The 14927-nt window shown below is 30.4% G+C and carries 10 protein-coding genes; 1 reads left to right on the plus strand and 9 read right to left on the minus strand.

From position 1 onward, the window contains the following. Positions 1 to 176 precede the first annotated feature (176 nt). Together F3K33_RS22720 and F3K33_RS22725 are read right to left on the minus strand one after the other, a co-directional pair. Positions 177 to 1883, minus strand: a complete 1707-nt coding sequence (locus F3K33_RS22720) for a methyl-accepting chemotaxis protein (protein ID WP_023973610.1) — start codon at positions 1881 to 1883, stop codon at positions 177 to 179. Positions 1884 to 1911: 28 nt separating this feature from the next. Further along, positions 1912 to 3330, minus strand: coding sequence for a putative bifunctional diguanylate cyclase/phosphodiesterase (locus F3K33_RS22725; RefSeq protein WP_051144781.1), 1419 nt, complete (start codon positions 3328 to 3330; stop codon positions 1912 to 1914). A 390-nt stretch (positions 3331 to 3720) separates the two neighbouring features. Here F3K33_RS22725 and F3K33_RS22730 point away from each other — a divergent pair, with 390 nt between their 5' ends. Further along, positions 3721 to 4320: a tyrosine-type recombinase/integrase gene (locus F3K33_RS22730; protein WP_017210085.1), complete on the plus strand. Its 600-nt coding sequence runs from the start codon at positions 3721 to 3723 to the stop codon at positions 4318 to 4320. Between the two features lie 83 nt (positions 4321 to 4403). Here F3K33_RS22730 and F3K33_RS22735 read toward each other — a convergent pair whose 3' ends face one another. The 7 genes from F3K33_RS22735 to F3K33_RS22765 all read right to left on the minus strand — a co-directional run bounded on the left by F3K33_RS22735 (position 4404) and on the right by F3K33_RS22765 (position 14892). Then, positions 4404 to 6116, minus strand: coding sequence for a methyl-accepting chemotaxis protein (locus F3K33_RS22735; RefSeq protein WP_039772004.1), 1713 nt, complete (start codon positions 6114 to 6116; stop codon positions 4404 to 4406). 274 nt (positions 6117 to 6390) lie between these two features. After that, a complete protein-coding gene (gene hydG, locus F3K33_RS22740) occupies positions 6391 to 7809 on the minus strand; it encodes a [FeFe] hydrogenase H-cluster radical SAM maturase HydG (protein WP_017210084.1) in 1419 nt (472 codons plus the stop codon). A 135-nt stretch (positions 7810 to 7944) separates the two neighbouring features. Further along, entirely contained in the window at positions 7945 to 8196 is a 252-nt protein-coding gene (locus tag F3K33_RS22745; protein WP_012060596.1) for a TM1266 family iron-only hydrogenase system putative regulator, read from the minus strand. A 350-nt stretch (positions 8197 to 8546) separates the two neighbouring features. After that, complete coding sequence (locus F3K33_RS22750; RefSeq protein ID WP_039772005.1) at positions 8547 to 10643, minus strand: glycoside hydrolase family 36 protein; 2097 nt, start codon at positions 10641 to 10643, stop codon at positions 8547 to 8549. 209 nt (positions 10644 to 10852) lie between these two features. Continuing rightward, positions 10853 to 13066 carry an alpha-galactosidase gene (locus F3K33_RS22755; protein ID WP_039772006.1) on the minus strand — a complete coding sequence of 738 codons (2214 nt, stop codon included), beginning with the start codon at positions 13064 to 13066 and terminating at the stop codon, positions 10853 to 10855. Positions 13067 to 13124: 58 nt separating this feature from the next. Next, on the minus strand, positions 13125 to 13955 hold the full coding sequence (locus tag F3K33_RS22760; RefSeq protein ID WP_039772007.1) for a carbohydrate ABC transporter permease: 831 nt from the start codon (positions 13953 to 13955) through the stop codon (positions 13125 to 13127). A gap of 16 nt (positions 13956 to 13971) precedes the next feature. Further along, positions 13972 to 14892, minus strand: a complete 921-nt coding sequence (locus tag F3K33_RS22765) for a carbohydrate ABC transporter permease (protein WP_373866800.1) — start codon at positions 14890 to 14892, stop codon at positions 13972 to 13974. Between the last annotated feature and the right edge of the window lie 35 nt (positions 14893 to 14927).

Below are 14927 nucleotides of genomic sequence, written 5' to 3' on the forward strand. Positions count from 1 at the left end.
AAAATCACTGAAGGTTCTAAATTGCAGGTTGAATCCAATTTAGCATACATTTAATTAATATATAAAAAGAGGATATAAATTCAAAACTTATATCCTCTATAAATTATATGTATAATTATATTTCTCTCAATGAAATTTGTATAAGAATAAAATCATTCTTTCTTGCATCTTGATACCTAAATTTTAAACTTTTGTACCATTTCATTGAGCCTCTGAGCGAGTTCAGCCTGGCTATGTGCTGTTAGTGCAACTTGCTCTATGGATTTAGTTGTCTCATCCATACTTTCTTTGATTGTAGCTACTTCTTCACTAGACTTTTGAGTAGTTTGTGCCATATCTTGTACAACTTCACTAACCTGACCTACAGTAGCTGTTATCTCTTCTGACATAGCTGCAATTTCCTCTGACATCATGCTGACGAAATTTGAATCATTATAATATTGGTCACCGGTTTGCATATAGGCATTAAATTGTCTATGTACTTCAGTATTAATAAATGAAAGTATATCATTGCCAGTATCAATACTATTTTTAAAAGCATCACGGACTCTATTTATTGTTTCCTGTATAGACGTTACAGCTTGTGATGACTGTTCCGCAAGTGTTCTTACTTCTTCGGCAACAACTGCAAAACCTTTACCTTGTTCTCCTGCTCTTGCAGCCTCTATAGCTGCATTTAAAGCTAATAGATTTGTTTGTTCGGCTATACTTCCTATTGTATCTGCCATAACTTTTATATTATCTACTACTTTGCCATCTTCAATAACTTCTAACATTTTGTTCTCTTTTTCTGCATATAGATTTCTTGTTTCTTCTATAGCTTTTTTACCGCTATTCTTTACCTCTGTTGCTTTTTCTTTGGATTTACTTGAACTACTACTTCCCTCCATTGCCTTTCCTGAAAGTTCATTAACGCTTGAATCCACTTCTTCTACCGATGCACTTATTTCCTCGGCTGCCGCACTAGATTCTTGCATACCATCAGAAATATTTGATATAGCATCATCAATACTTCTAGCTCTCAAAGATAATTCTTCAGCCGTAGCAGATAGTTCCTCACTCGACGCACTTATATCTTGAGAATTTTCCATGATCTCTTTAACTAAGATATTTACATTTTTTTGTGCCTTATTTAAAGCGATACCTGTTTGTCCAAATTCATCTTTTCTAGTAATAGTAATTGGAGTTGAAAAATCATACATTGCTAATCTCTCTGCATAATCTCTTATCTTCCTTAAAGGTTTATTTATATGGCTTGAAATAAATATTCCAAGTAAAATGGCAATTATAACCCCTGCAATGCTCATCAATGTCATAATTATGTTTGTCCGTGCAGATGCTATATTAATGTTATCACTTGCTACTTTTGCTGCCGCCAAATTTATTTCTATAACCTTGTCAAGGCTTGCCATCATTTCTTCTTCTATAGGCAAAAAAATCATGTACTGTTTCGTCACTTCATTTGGATCATTTAGATCAGCTGCATCTATTATCCTGTTTCTAGCATCTCTATATTTTGTTACATTATCGGTAAACTTCGTCCAATTTTCTTTTTCCTCTGTTGTAGTAATTAATTTCTCATATTTAGCTATATATTCGTTATCTGCAGCTACCATGTCAGTAATATATTTTTTTGCTTGATCCGTTTCTTTTTTATTTTGATCATACATTATAACTGAAACTTCGCTCTTTATTTGTGACATATTTGATTTTATTGACAAAATTTCATTAACACTCTGTAAGTTTACGCTATACATTGTTTCTGCATTTTTATTTACTCTTTTTACTTCTATTCCACCAATTGTGCCTACAACTGCAATTAATATAGCCACTAATAAAAATGCTGATATTAACTTAGCTCTTACTTGGTTTAATAAATTCATATTAAAATTTCCTCCCACTGTTAAAATGCTATTGCATATTATTTTTTCTATTACTATCCAATAAAGTTTTCATACCATCTTCTGTAAGCGGTTTGCTAAAATAGAAACCTTGAATTATCTTACAACCTAAGTCAGCAAGTACTTCTATCTGCTCTCTTGTTTCAACTCCCTCAACTATTACCTTGTATTTCAAGTCCTTTGATAAGTTAACTATGTTCTTTATTAATACCATGTTCTTATAATTTTCTACATGATCTACAAATGTTTTATCAATCTTTAATGTACTTACTGAAATATTAATTAAATAGCTTAAAGAAGAGTATCCCGTCCCAAAGTCATCTATTGCAATATTTATTCCCATCCCTTTAAGTTCATTTAATACTTCTATATTTTTTTCTGATATATCTAATAAAGTACTCTCTGTTATTTCTATCTCTAAAAAGTTTGGAGAAATATTATACTTATTACAGCATTTTAACAACTTATCCTTAAAATCTTTTTCCTTGATTTGAATTGGTGATATATTGATTGCTATATTATTAAACTTGTACCCCATGCACTTCCACAAACTCGCTTGCTCTATGGATTTTTCCATTATCCAATCGCCAATTTGAACTATATCTCCACTTTCTTCAGCAATAGGAATAAATTCTGCTGGTGAAACATTTCCAAGCTTATCATTATTCCATCTTAATAAAGCTTCAATTCCAACAATCTCATTATTAGACAAATCAATTTGTGGCTGATAATTAATATTTAGCTCATGCTTATTAATAGCATTCTTTAATTCCCTTCTAATCAATACGTCCCTATAATATGTCTCAAATATTTCGTTATTAAAGATTGTATAATTGTTTTTTCCAGTTTTCTTAGACTTGTACATAGCTAAATTACAAAACTCTAACAACTCATCAGAATTTATGCTATCATCCGGGAAAGTAGATATTCCCATACTTACAGAAATGTCTAATTCATCATCTGCTATCTTAAAAGGTACTGACAAATTTTCATAAATTTTCTTGCAAATTTCCTCTATTTCACTTATAAATTTAAATTCATAGATCAAAATTGCAAATTCATCACCATTTAATCTAAATAGTTTCCCTTTTCCTTTAATACATTTACTTACCCTTTCAGAAAAACATTTTAATATAAAGTCACCAAAAGAATAGCCCCAATTATAATTTATGATTTTGTAGTCATCAACATCAATATAAATAATCGCACCTTTTCTACAATTAACTTTTGATATCTCTAAACTCCTATTAAGCTTTTCAAAAAAATAAGTACTATTTGGTAGCCCAGTAAGAATATCATACCTTGAGAATTCTTCATTAGGCTTACTTTTTTTTCTCCTATGTATATCCTTGTTTAATTTTCCTCTTGTGGTATTTACCATTTTTATCTTAAGTTTAAGTTCTTTTTTGGGCATATTAATTTTATTCATAATAACTTCCTTTTTTAAATTAGTACAACTCAACACGTGTAAAACCTCTCCACCTCGCTCCTATTATTTAATAATAAAATATGACATCTTCAATAATAATTTTTGCGTAATTATTCTACAAACTTTTAAACTTTGACTTTTTAAAAAATTAAATATATCATTTATTTGAACATAATAAATATTTTGTCCTATTATTTTATGTAATAATGTATTTATAGCTTTGCAAATATACAAATATTGCATATTAATGTGTCATAAGAATACAATTTAACCTATATTTGTACATTTTTTAAGCTTTTTTATACAATATTTACATATACTACAACTTATAATATAATAAAATTGGACAAAATATTTATTATGTATCATTACTTCTAGAGGAGAGTGCATATGAGGGCATCTAATGAAACTGAAATTAAATATTTAACGCAAAAAGAAGTATTATCACTATTTAATGCAATTGAAAATTCTGGAAAGCTGCATTCAACACGTGATTTAGCAATATTTAGATTAGCTTATAGATGCGGTCTTAGAGCTTCCGAAATATCAATGTTAAAATTGGAGAATTATAATATTAATAAAGGAGAAATATATTGTAAAAGATTAAAGGGTAGTAAGAATAATACTCTGCGGCTAGATGAGAAAACAAAAAGCGTTTTAGACAAATACATTACTGAAAATGAAATTACATCTGAAGCTCAAACTATATTTACAAGTCAAAAGAATAAGCCAATTTCAAGGCAAACCCTAGACCACCTAACGAAGCAATATTTCTCCATGGCAAGTATTCAAGATAAGTCAAAGCACCATTTTCATACCATTAAACATACTACAGCAGTTCACCTTGCTGAATGTGATATGGATATAAAAGAGCTTCAATGGTGGCTTGGCCACAAATCTGTTACCAATACAGAAATATATTTTCAATTTACTACAAAACAACAAGAAAAGATGTATGCAAAACTAGAGGGAAAAAGTGAAATGGTATAAAATTTACTTAATTAATTAAAAAAGACTTACTTTAGCTGCTAAATAACTAAAATAAGTCTTTTATTTTTCATCACATATCTTCTTTAGATTTTAAACCTTTGTATCATTTCATTGAGTTTTTGCGCAAGCCCTGCTTGGTTTTGTGCTGTTAAAGCAACTTGCTCTATGGCTTTTGAAGTTTCATCTACACTTTCTTTTATCGTAGCTACTTGATCGTTTGATTCCTGCGCTGTCGATGCCATCTCTTGTACTAACTTATTAACTTTCCCTACAGTGGTTGTAATTTCTTCTGACATGTTTGCAATATTCTCTGACATTTTACTTACAAATTCAGAATCGCTATAATATATATTTCCTGTATTTCCATAGGCATTAAACTGTTCATGCACCTCTGTATTTATAAATTTCAATATATCATTTCCAGTGTTAATGCTGTTATTAAATGCATCCTGAACTTTAATTATAGTATTTTTGATAGCTGTTACAGCCTCTGATGATTGTTCTGCAAGCTTTCTTACTTCATCTGCTACAACTGCAAATCCTTTACCTTGTTCCCCTGCCCTTGCTGCTTCTATTGCTGCATTCAGTGCTAATAAATTTGTTTGTTCAGATATACTTCCAATTGTATCAGCCATAATTTTAATATTATCAACTATCTTTCCATTTTCAATAACAATTAACATGTTCTTTTGTTTTTCCTTTGATAATTTCTCCATTTCATCTATAGACTTTTTACTATTGTTTTTGACTTCTATAGCTCTCTCTTTGGATCTATTAGCATTCTGGCTTCCTTCCATAGCTTTTTTAGATAAATCATTTATATTTGAGTTTACTTCATCTACTGTCGTACTTATAATTCCTGCCTCAGCACAAGATTCCTCCATCCCTAGTGAAATAGTACTTACAGCTTCATCTATACTCGCAGCTTTTGATGAAAGCTCCTCAGCTGTTGCAGAAAGTTCTTCACTAGATGTACTTATATCTTGAGAATTTTGAATAATATCTCTAATTAGTTTATTCACATTTTCTTGTGCTTTATTTAATGCACTTCCTGTTTGTCCAAGTTCGTCCTTTCTTTTAATTGAAATTGGAGTCGAAAAATCATATAACGCTAATCTCTCTGCAAATCCTTTGATTTTTTTTAATGGTATATTTATAGCCTTTGATATTAGTGCTCCAAATATAATTGCTACCACTAATCCAAAGATAGTAAGTGTAATCATAATTTTATTAGAATTAATATAAGTAGATGATATATCCTCATTAGCTGATTTTGCATCAGATATATTTATATCTATAACTTTATCCAGGCTATACATCATTTTTGTCTGTAGAGGAACCATTTCTAAATACCTCTTTTTTGCTTCTTCTAAATCTTCTGATTTTACAGCATTCACTACCTTGTCTCTAACCTGATTATATTCCTTCGCATTATCATTAAATTCCTTCCAAGATTTTGTTTCACTACTTGTCATTTGTGATTTTTCATAATCATTTATATATTTATCATTCTCATTAAGTGCAGTAATAACATTTTTTTGTGCTTCCTCTACCTTATATTTATCTTTTTCATACATCATGATTAATATGTTACTTTTAATTTCTGTCATATTTGATTTTATAGATAGGATCTCATTGACATGATTAAAATTTCTATTGTACATTCCTGATGCTTTATTATTTACATTTTTCAAAGACAATGCTCCTATTATTCCTACTACGCCAATTAAAATTGCTACCGTCAAAAATGATAAAGTTAATTTAAATTTTATAGGCAGGCTTCTTCTCAAAAACATAACTTTTCCCCTCTCTAAATTTATAATCTCGACCATTTATTAACCTTTTTGCAATAGAAAACGTTTTACCAAGATGTTGAAATTAACATATATTGCTAATTATTATGATAATATTTTTAATTTATATAATCAACTAAAAAATCTACTCTTATATCGAAATGTTGAGTATTTGCTAATCATTTTTAACTATAAACTTAATTATAGAAAAAATAATAAAGCTATACACAAGTCTACTTTAACTATGCATATAGCTTTATTAATTAATTTAATCTATCTAAAATCTAAAATCACGTTTTCCTTCATGTAAGTTTTCAAGATTTTCCAATACTATCTTCTTAACTTTTTCATTTGGAATATTTGGAATTTCATTTTTAATTACTTCCTCACCTTTTCTTCGTGTATCTTCAGAAGCATAATCCTCTAAATATTCCTTCAATGTCATCAATGCATTAGGTTGGCAGCAGTTAGCTATTTGTCCTGATTTAACAAGGCTCATAAATCTATCTCCAGTTCTTCCTTCCCTGTAGCAAGCTGTACAGAAACTTGGAATATGACCTCTTTCAAGCAACCAGTTTACTATCTCATCTAAAGTTCTAGTATCACTTACATCAAATTGTGCTGAGTTTTCTTCCTCATTTTCCTTTTCAACATATCCACCAACACTTGTAGATGATCCACCACTTATTTGAGAGACTCCAAGTTCAAGCACTTTTTCTCTTGTTTTTTGAGATTCTCTTGTAGAAACAATAAGACCTGTATATGGAACTGTAATTCTAAGTACTGCAACTATTTTAGCAAATATCTCATCTGAAATAGCATTTGTAAATTCATCTGGATTTATATCATCAGCCGGTCTTATTCTAGGTACGCTTATAGTATGTGGACCAACTCCCATAGCTGCTTCTAAATGTTCTGCATGCATTAATAAGCCTACAAAATCATATCTATACATATTTAAGCCATATAATACACCTAGACCAACATCATCAATTCCAGCTTCCATAGCTCTATCCATAGCTTCTGTATGATAAGCATAGTCATGCTTTGGTCCTGTTGGATGAAGTTCTTCATATGTCTTCTTGTGGTATGTTTCCTGGAATAAGATATATGTTCCAATTCCTGCGTCTTTTAACTTTCTATAATTTTCAACAGTTGTTGCTGCGATATTTACATTAACTCTTCTAATTGCTCCATTTTTGTGTTTTATACTATAAATTGTTTCTATACTTTCAAGAACATATTCAAGAGGATTGTTTACTGGGTCTTCTCCTGTTTCTAATGCAAGTCTTTTATGTCCCATATCTTGCAGTGCAATTACTTCGTTTTTAATTTCTTCTTGAGTAAGCTTCTTTCTTGTTATATGTTTATTTTTGTGATGGTATGGACAATATGTACATCCATTTACACAATAATTAGAAAGATATAGTGGCGCAAACATTACTATTCTGTTACCATAAAATCTTTGCTTGATTTCTTTTGCAAGTTTATACATTTTTTCATTTTCATCTTCTAATTCGCATTCAAGTAAAACCGCTGCTTCTCTATGTGAAATTCCTTTACACTCTTTAGCCTTTTCTAGAATTTCATTAATTAATTCTCTATTGTTCTTATTTTTCTTAGCAAACTCAAGGGTTTCTAATATCTCTTCGTTATCAATAAATTCTGTTGCTATTTTTGATTTAACATTATACATTACTCTACTCTTCTTTCTATAATTGGATTTTTAAATTTTGAATTTAATTCGTTCTGATTAATGCTTTCTTCATCCAATTTTGGCAAAGGCTAAAATATTAATTAAAGCTAATCTACTTATTACTATATTTAATATTTATTTAGCAGTTTTAGAATACATTGTTTTTACATTTATTCCTTCGATCATACCAAGTTTACCTGATAATGAGCTTATTATATCATTGGTAGCATCTATCACTACACTTATTATACCCACATTCTTTTCTCTGTAAGGTATCCCCATTCTCCCAACCATATATTGCGAATATTCATGCAAAATATTGTTGAGCTTATCTGTTGAATTCATATCTTCCACTATAATTCCTATCAATGCGATTCTTGTATCCATATTCTTTATTCCTTTCAAGAAGAAAATATTTTTATATTCACCGTATTAATTAGCAATTACTATTTTCAATTGCAATAAAAAATCCCCATGCCACAAAAAGGCGCAGGGATAGCGTACATATCTCTATCTATAATACCGCCTTGTCATTTGGGACGAACCCTCATGTGTTTCAGAACGATCATGTGTTAAGAGTCTTTCTTCTTGGGATTTCCCTTTGAAGTCAGACTACATATATATTTTATCATAAAAGTATATTTTAGCAATAGTCATCATTTCTATAAAAAATTAAATTATCAGGTATAGCTCCTTTATTAATTATATATTTCCAATAAACTATATAAATACCATTTTCACCACCTTATCTCGAGAATTCTTCCACTATAATTATGTTTATTTCTAATGATTAAAATATTCTTAATTTTATTTATATTCCAACTTAAATCTACGTCTTCAGGATAACCCATTTTTACAGATATATTTTCTCCATTAAATTTTTCCAATGGAATCTCTATAATATCATTTTCACTTTGCATCCTCCATAAAGCAAGATAACATACCCTGCTACATAACAGTCCATATGCTATCCATTCATCGTCCAGAGATGGCATTTTTATTGGCCAAAATGGTATTCCATTTGGTATATCATGTCTGATGCTTTTATAATATTTAATTCCTTCTTGGATATATTTAAAGGATTCATTATTTATTTCTGCTAAATGCCCACTCTGATGAATTCTACATAACATAGAATTTACCATGTTACATATTACTTCTTCTTTATCCCCATCTCGCAATGGATAAGACCAAACTGCACATTGTTCTGGAGTAACTAAAGATGGTACCGCTGCTGCAATTGCTGCATTTTTTCTATAATCTGTTTGGTCACTGCTTGATTGTATACTATGTCTTTGCAATAGGGCATAATCCATTCTAAGTCCACCACTACCACAATTCTCAATAACTAAGTCAGGATATCTTTTAAATATTTCATCTAACCAAACTAAATATGCTCTATTATGACCTAATAGTCCTTCACCTGCACTATCAGCTTTGTTATCAGTACCAATCCCCATATTAATATTATAATCCATCTTTATATATCCAACACCATACTCTTCTACAACTCTCTTTATAATTCCAGTTGCAAACTTTCTAACTTCTGGATTTCTATAATCTAATTGATATCTTGAATGATCCTTTATTCTCTTTCCATGCCTCATAAAGAACCAATCATCAGGTAATTTGTCTGCTAATGAACAATTTATCCCCATTACCTCAAGTTCAAGCCAAAGCCCTGGAATCATTCCTTTCTCTCTTATATAGTCTAGAGGTTCTTTAATACCATTTTTAAATCTCTCTTTAGATGGCAGCCATTCTCCAACACCATCCCACCAAGGTCCATCACTATACCATCCACAATCTATGCAAAAATACTCACAACCAGCTAGTGATGCAGCATTAATAAGAGGAATTAGTTTTTCTGTAGTAGGATCACCAGATAAACAATTCATATAATCATTAAAAATAACTGGTAATCTTTTATTATCATCATTTTCTCTTCTTATTCTACGCCTATATTTAGTCATAACTTCTATTCCTGCTTGCAATCCTCCACTTATGCTTGTAACTGCGACTTGTACTGTTTCAAAGCTTTCATTAGGTTTTAGTTCTTTCCAGAAATGATTTTCTGCTTCTGAAGGCCCGCTCAATTTTAAATACAACATATTCATTATGTCACTGATTTCCCAATTCCATGAACCATTATGCTCTATTTGCCACATGTAACCATTACTTATTTCTGTATTTTCTATAAATCCTAGAGGTGCATACTGACAGGTTGACCAATTTCCTGTATTAGAAACTAACAATCTATTTGTTGATTCGTCTTCCACATGGAATATTCCAACATCTTTTAATGAATATTTCTCCCACATACCTTCACCACACCACTCATTATGAGGAATATATATCTTCATTTTATCTTCTCTGTCTAATGCTCCGCCTCTATCAATACCAGTTAAAGCAAATGAAGTTATATACTCTATTCCAACACTTCTTTCACCTTTATTTTCTAAAATACTCCATGTTCTAACGATTTGTAAATCATTATAAAATTGAAATATCACTTTTGCTTCAATTTTTGTAATCTTGTCAACTAAGTTAATAGTAATTCTTCTTCCTTCTTTTAGAATTTCATCATTATGACTCTCATAAATCATCCTATGTCCGGGCAGAGTTCCTGTATGTTTTACTCCTCTATGATTTAATTGATTTTCTCCTGTAGATTGCAATTCTAATAATCTACATTTTTCTTTTTCATCTTCACTTAATTTATTAAGCTGTTCAAAAGGAAGATATGAAAAATGTAGCAATCTTATATCTCTATCTTTAGTTACTTCTAATACAATATTTAAATTATTCTCATTAATTTTTATATATTTACTCATCTATCTTTCCCCATCTCCTAAACATGCTCCCTAAAAAACACAATAGAGTAATTAATCAGAGATGCTTATTTCCATATCTAGTTTTTAGATCTTTCATACTCTACATATAATTATCATTCGCATTCCATCCTGTTATTGTGTATAAATTACTATATAAATAAGCAGTAGATAAAAAATCATGATTAACTTGCATATCTACTGCTTCTAAACTAATTATTTATTTCATTCAAATGATATATTGCTGAAGTGAAATCTCCACCATGTTCGCAAAAATCTTCTGATCTTACTGGAATTCCAGCAAACATTAATTCGTCTCCAAAAAAAGATTCTTCTTTATTATTATTTATATAATATTTTTTATTTTCATCTAATCCTTGTAACTTTATCCTCTTAAAACCTTCATTAGCTGTGTTAAGTATTTTATAATAACCAACTATTGCTTCGGATTTATCTTCTGAGACAACCATCCAAGAATTTAATTTATTTTCAAAGGGACTTATAAGCCTATAAAAAGTTCCCTTTTGTATTAATTCTCTATTTTCTTTCATAAATTTAACTTGTTTCTTCACAATCGTTCTTTCTTCTTCGGATAAATGATTTAAATCTAACTCATATCCAAAAGCTCCAAAATAAGCTACATTTGCTCTAGTTTCTAATGGCGTTATTCTAAAAACTTGTTGGTTCGGAACTTCAGATACATGAGCCCCCATGCAGCTTATTGGGTAAACATATGAAGTTCCATATTGTATTTTCATACGTTCAACTGCATCGGTATCATCACTTGTCCATCCTTGTGGTGCATAATAAAGTATTCCGGGGTCAAATCTTGCACCACCACTCGAACATGATTCAAATAAAATGTGTGGAAATTCAGATGTTAATCTTTCATATAATGCATACACTCCTAAAATGTATTCGTGCATTACTTTTCCTTGATTTTCCGCAATTGTAGAGACACTGTAACATTCAGTCATATATCTATTCATATCCCACTTTACATATGATATCGATGCCTCTCTGAATACTTTTGACATTGCATTATAGATATAATTTACTATTTCCTTTCTTGAAAAATCTAATGTATACTGATTTCTACAATGGGATGCCGTCCTATTTGGTGTATGGATAATCCAATCTGGATGAGCTCTGTATAAATCACTATCTTTATTTACCATCTCTGGTTCAAACCAAAGTCCAAATTTCATACCCATGTTTTCTATCTTCTTTGAAAGTCCAACTATTCCATCTGGAAACTTTTTAGTATTTACATACCAATCTCCAAGCCCTGCTTTATCATTATTTCTACTCCCAAACCATCCGTCATCTAACACAAATAGCTCTATGCCTAATTCACTTGCTGTTTCTGCAATATTTAGTATTATCTCTTCATCAAAATCAAATGTCGTAGCTTCCCAATTATTTATAAGAATTGGTCTTGCCTTATCTCTCCAATAGCCTCTAGCAAGTCTGGTTCTATATAATTTATGGTAAGCCTGACTCATTCCGTTTATTCCTTTATCCGAATAGGCCATTACAACTTCTGGAGTTTGAAAACTTTCATCTTTATTTAGTATCCATTCAAACATACTTGGATGAATTCCTAACATAATTCTAGATGTATCATGAGTATCAACAAGAACTTCACCCAAAAAATTCCCACTATAAACTAAGCTAAATCCATACACTTCGCCCTCAAACTCAGTTGTGCTTGGTCTCTTCAAGGCTATAAATGGATTATGCTCTGCACTGCTTGTCCCTCTTAAACTGTAAATTGATTGAACTCCATGGTCTAATTTTTTATTTCTTATATGTCTTTCTCTACTCCAAGCTCCAGAAAGGTGCACCATTTCGTAATCATAATCTGGTAAATCTATACTACAACTCATTGCCTTTGTTAATGTAACTTTATCTTCTCCTTTATAGATAAACTTTGCATTTCTTGTTATTATCGGGAAATCTTCATATATGGTGTAACTTAATACTAATCTTGTACTAATCAAATCATCATATAATATTATTTCTAAAGTTTGTGCTTCTTTCTCATTTTCCACATAGGTAGCTGGAAGTTGTTCTAATTTCTTTTTACCTTGAAAAATATTATAGGATTGAAATTGAAAATTAGTAATTTTACTTCCATTTTCCTGCTTTATTTCAAATGCAGGATAGCGAAAATCTGTTGTCCCATAAGAAGGATATTCCTGCCTAGTATGTTGCAGCGAAAAGAAAGTATCGCCTTCAAATACATATGCTGCTAAAGGACGCATCCCCCCTTCAAAAAGATATGAAAATGATTCTTTATGATGTATCCTTTTTCCATAATATAAATTTCCCAGCTCATTATTATCTAGTATTTTTATGATATAACTAATCTCTTTATTGTATAAATGAAACTCCTTTGATTTTGCGTTAAATTTAATTGCCATATAACTACTCCTCCCTATGTATTTCTGAAAATTATCTTTGTTCATTAGAGTTACCGGATTAAAGTTTTCCACCTGAAGTTGCTATACCCTCTATAAATTGTTTTTGGAATACAATATAAATTGCAAGCATTGGCCAAATGGCAAGTACAGACGCAGCCATCAATTGAGGATAATTAACAGAATATGCACTTTGAATTTTTGCAAGTGCCGATGATAAAGTTGCGGAATCAGCACTAGAATTAATAATTAGCGGCCACATTAAATCCTTAAATGCAAATAATGCTGTAAATATTCCAAGTGCAACCAGGCCAGACTTAGTTAAGGGTAACATAACTTTTAAAAATGTTTGTCCTATATTGCAGCCGTCAAGCCTTGCAGATTCTTCTAATTCTTTTGGCAATCCCATAAAGAATTGCCTTAACAAAAATGTACCAAATGCACTTACAAGTCCTGGAAAAAGAAGCGCAAATATTGAATTTCTCATTCCAATTTTATCTACCATCAAATATTGTGGAATTATAAAAAGTTGAACTGGAACCATCATTTGAAATAACACAATTCCAAATAAAAAATCTCTTCCTGGGAATTTTAATCTCGCAAAGGCATAAGCCGCCATAGCGCTAAAAGCCACTGAACAAAATATCCTAAAAAACATCATTGCAAAAGTATTAAAATATAATATAATAAAATTGTTTTGTCTTATTGCTTCAAAGTAATTCTCGATCTTCCAATCTGATGGAAAAATTACATATGGATTCATTGAAGTAGACTCTGATACAGTTTTAAATGATGTAAGTAGCATCCAAACAAATGGCAATATCATAATTACTACTCCAAGCAATAGAAGTAAATGTATAAATAATTTTGAAGCATCTCTTTTCATTTTCATAATATAGTTCCCCTTTCTACATGTAATTAACCCATTTCTTCTGTGCTTTCATTTGAAATACTGTAATTATCATAATAATAGCAAGAAGTAACATTACTATAGCTGAACCATATCCTTTATCTGCATACTTAAATGAGCTATTATAAAATAAATAAACTAACGATACCGTCTTATCATATGCAGGACTAGCTACATCAATCATCATGTAAATCACATCAAACACTTGCATTGCCTGAATTATACTAGTAACAACAACAAAAAATAAAGTTGGAGATACAAGCGGTAAAGTAATATTGAAAAATTGTCGTACTGGTTTTGCTCCATCAATACTTGAAGCCTCATAATAGTCTTTTGGTATTTCCTGAAGGCCTGCTATAAGTAAAACCATACTATATCCAACTGTACTCCATATTCCAATAATAGCTATAGAATAAAGAGCAATATTAGGGTTATCGATCCAATCTACAGGTCCGATTCCAATTTTAGATATCATATGATTAATAAGACCAAATTGATTATTATATAACCATTTCCAAACCATTGTTATTGCTGCCGGTGCAGCAACCATTGGAATGAAATATATTGTTCTATAAATACCTTTTCCCTTAATCTTGGAATTCAATAATACAGCTAATACCATTGCTATTATTACTGTTACTGGTACAACTATAATTGTATATTTCAAAGTATTTCCTACTGCGTACCATACCTGGACATCTTCAAACATCTTTTTATAGTTATTTAAGCCAACAAATATATTTCCTTTTCCAAAATCCCCACTCTTGAAAAAACTTAAATATAGAGTTTCAATAATAGGAATAATATTCAATATTATAAGTCCAATAATAGTAGGAGCGACTAAAAAATATGCCCATTTCCACTCATTAATTGTTCGTTTTGATGGTTTTCCTACATTTACTGTTATATTTTTTGCCATATATTCATCTCCTATCATATTTATTTTAAATATTA

The organism is Clostridium beijerinckii (assembly GCF_008705175.1).
Classification (GTDB): domain Bacteria; phylum Bacillota; class Clostridia; order Clostridiales; family Clostridiaceae; genus Clostridium; species Clostridium beijerinckii.

Excerpts from the sequence above, each read along its gene's own strand:
- F3K33_RS22765 (WP_373866800.1), bottom strand. The coding sequence starts at position 14,892 with ATGGCAAAAAATATAACAGTAAATGTAGGAAAACCATCAAAACGAACA.
- F3K33_RS22730 (WP_017210085.1), top strand. The coding sequence starts at position 3,721 with ATGAGGGCATCTAATGAAACTGAAATTAAATATTTAACGCAAAAAGAA.
- F3K33_RS22725 (WP_051144781.1), bottom strand. The coding sequence starts at position 3,330 with ATGAATAAAATTAATATGCCCAAAAAAGAACTTAAACTTAAGATAAAA.
- F3K33_RS22755 (WP_039772006.1), bottom strand. The coding sequence starts at position 13,066 with ATGGCAATTAAATTTAACGCAAAATCAAAGGAGTTTCATTTATACAAT.
- F3K33_RS22760 (WP_039772007.1), bottom strand. The coding sequence starts at position 13,955 with ATGAAAATGAAAAGAGATGCTTCAAAATTATTTATACATTTACTTCTA.
- F3K33_RS22735 (WP_039772004.1), bottom strand. The coding sequence starts at position 6,116 with ATGTTTTTGAGAAGAAGCCTGCCTATAAAATTTAAATTAACTTTATCA.
- F3K33_RS22745 (WP_012060596.1), bottom strand. The coding sequence starts at position 8,196 with ATGGATACAAGAATCGCATTGATAGGAATTATAGTGGAAGATATGAAT.
- F3K33_RS22720 (WP_023973610.1), bottom strand. The coding sequence starts at position 1,883 with ATGAATTTATTAAACCAAGTAAGAGCTAAGTTAATATCAGCATTTTTA.
- hydG (WP_017210084.1), bottom strand. The coding sequence starts at position 7,809 with ATGTATAATGTTAAATCAAAAATAGCAACAGAATTTATTGATAACGAA.
- F3K33_RS22750 (WP_039772005.1), bottom strand. The coding sequence starts at position 10,643 with ATGAGTAAATATATAAAAATTAATGAGAATAATTTAAATATTGTATTA.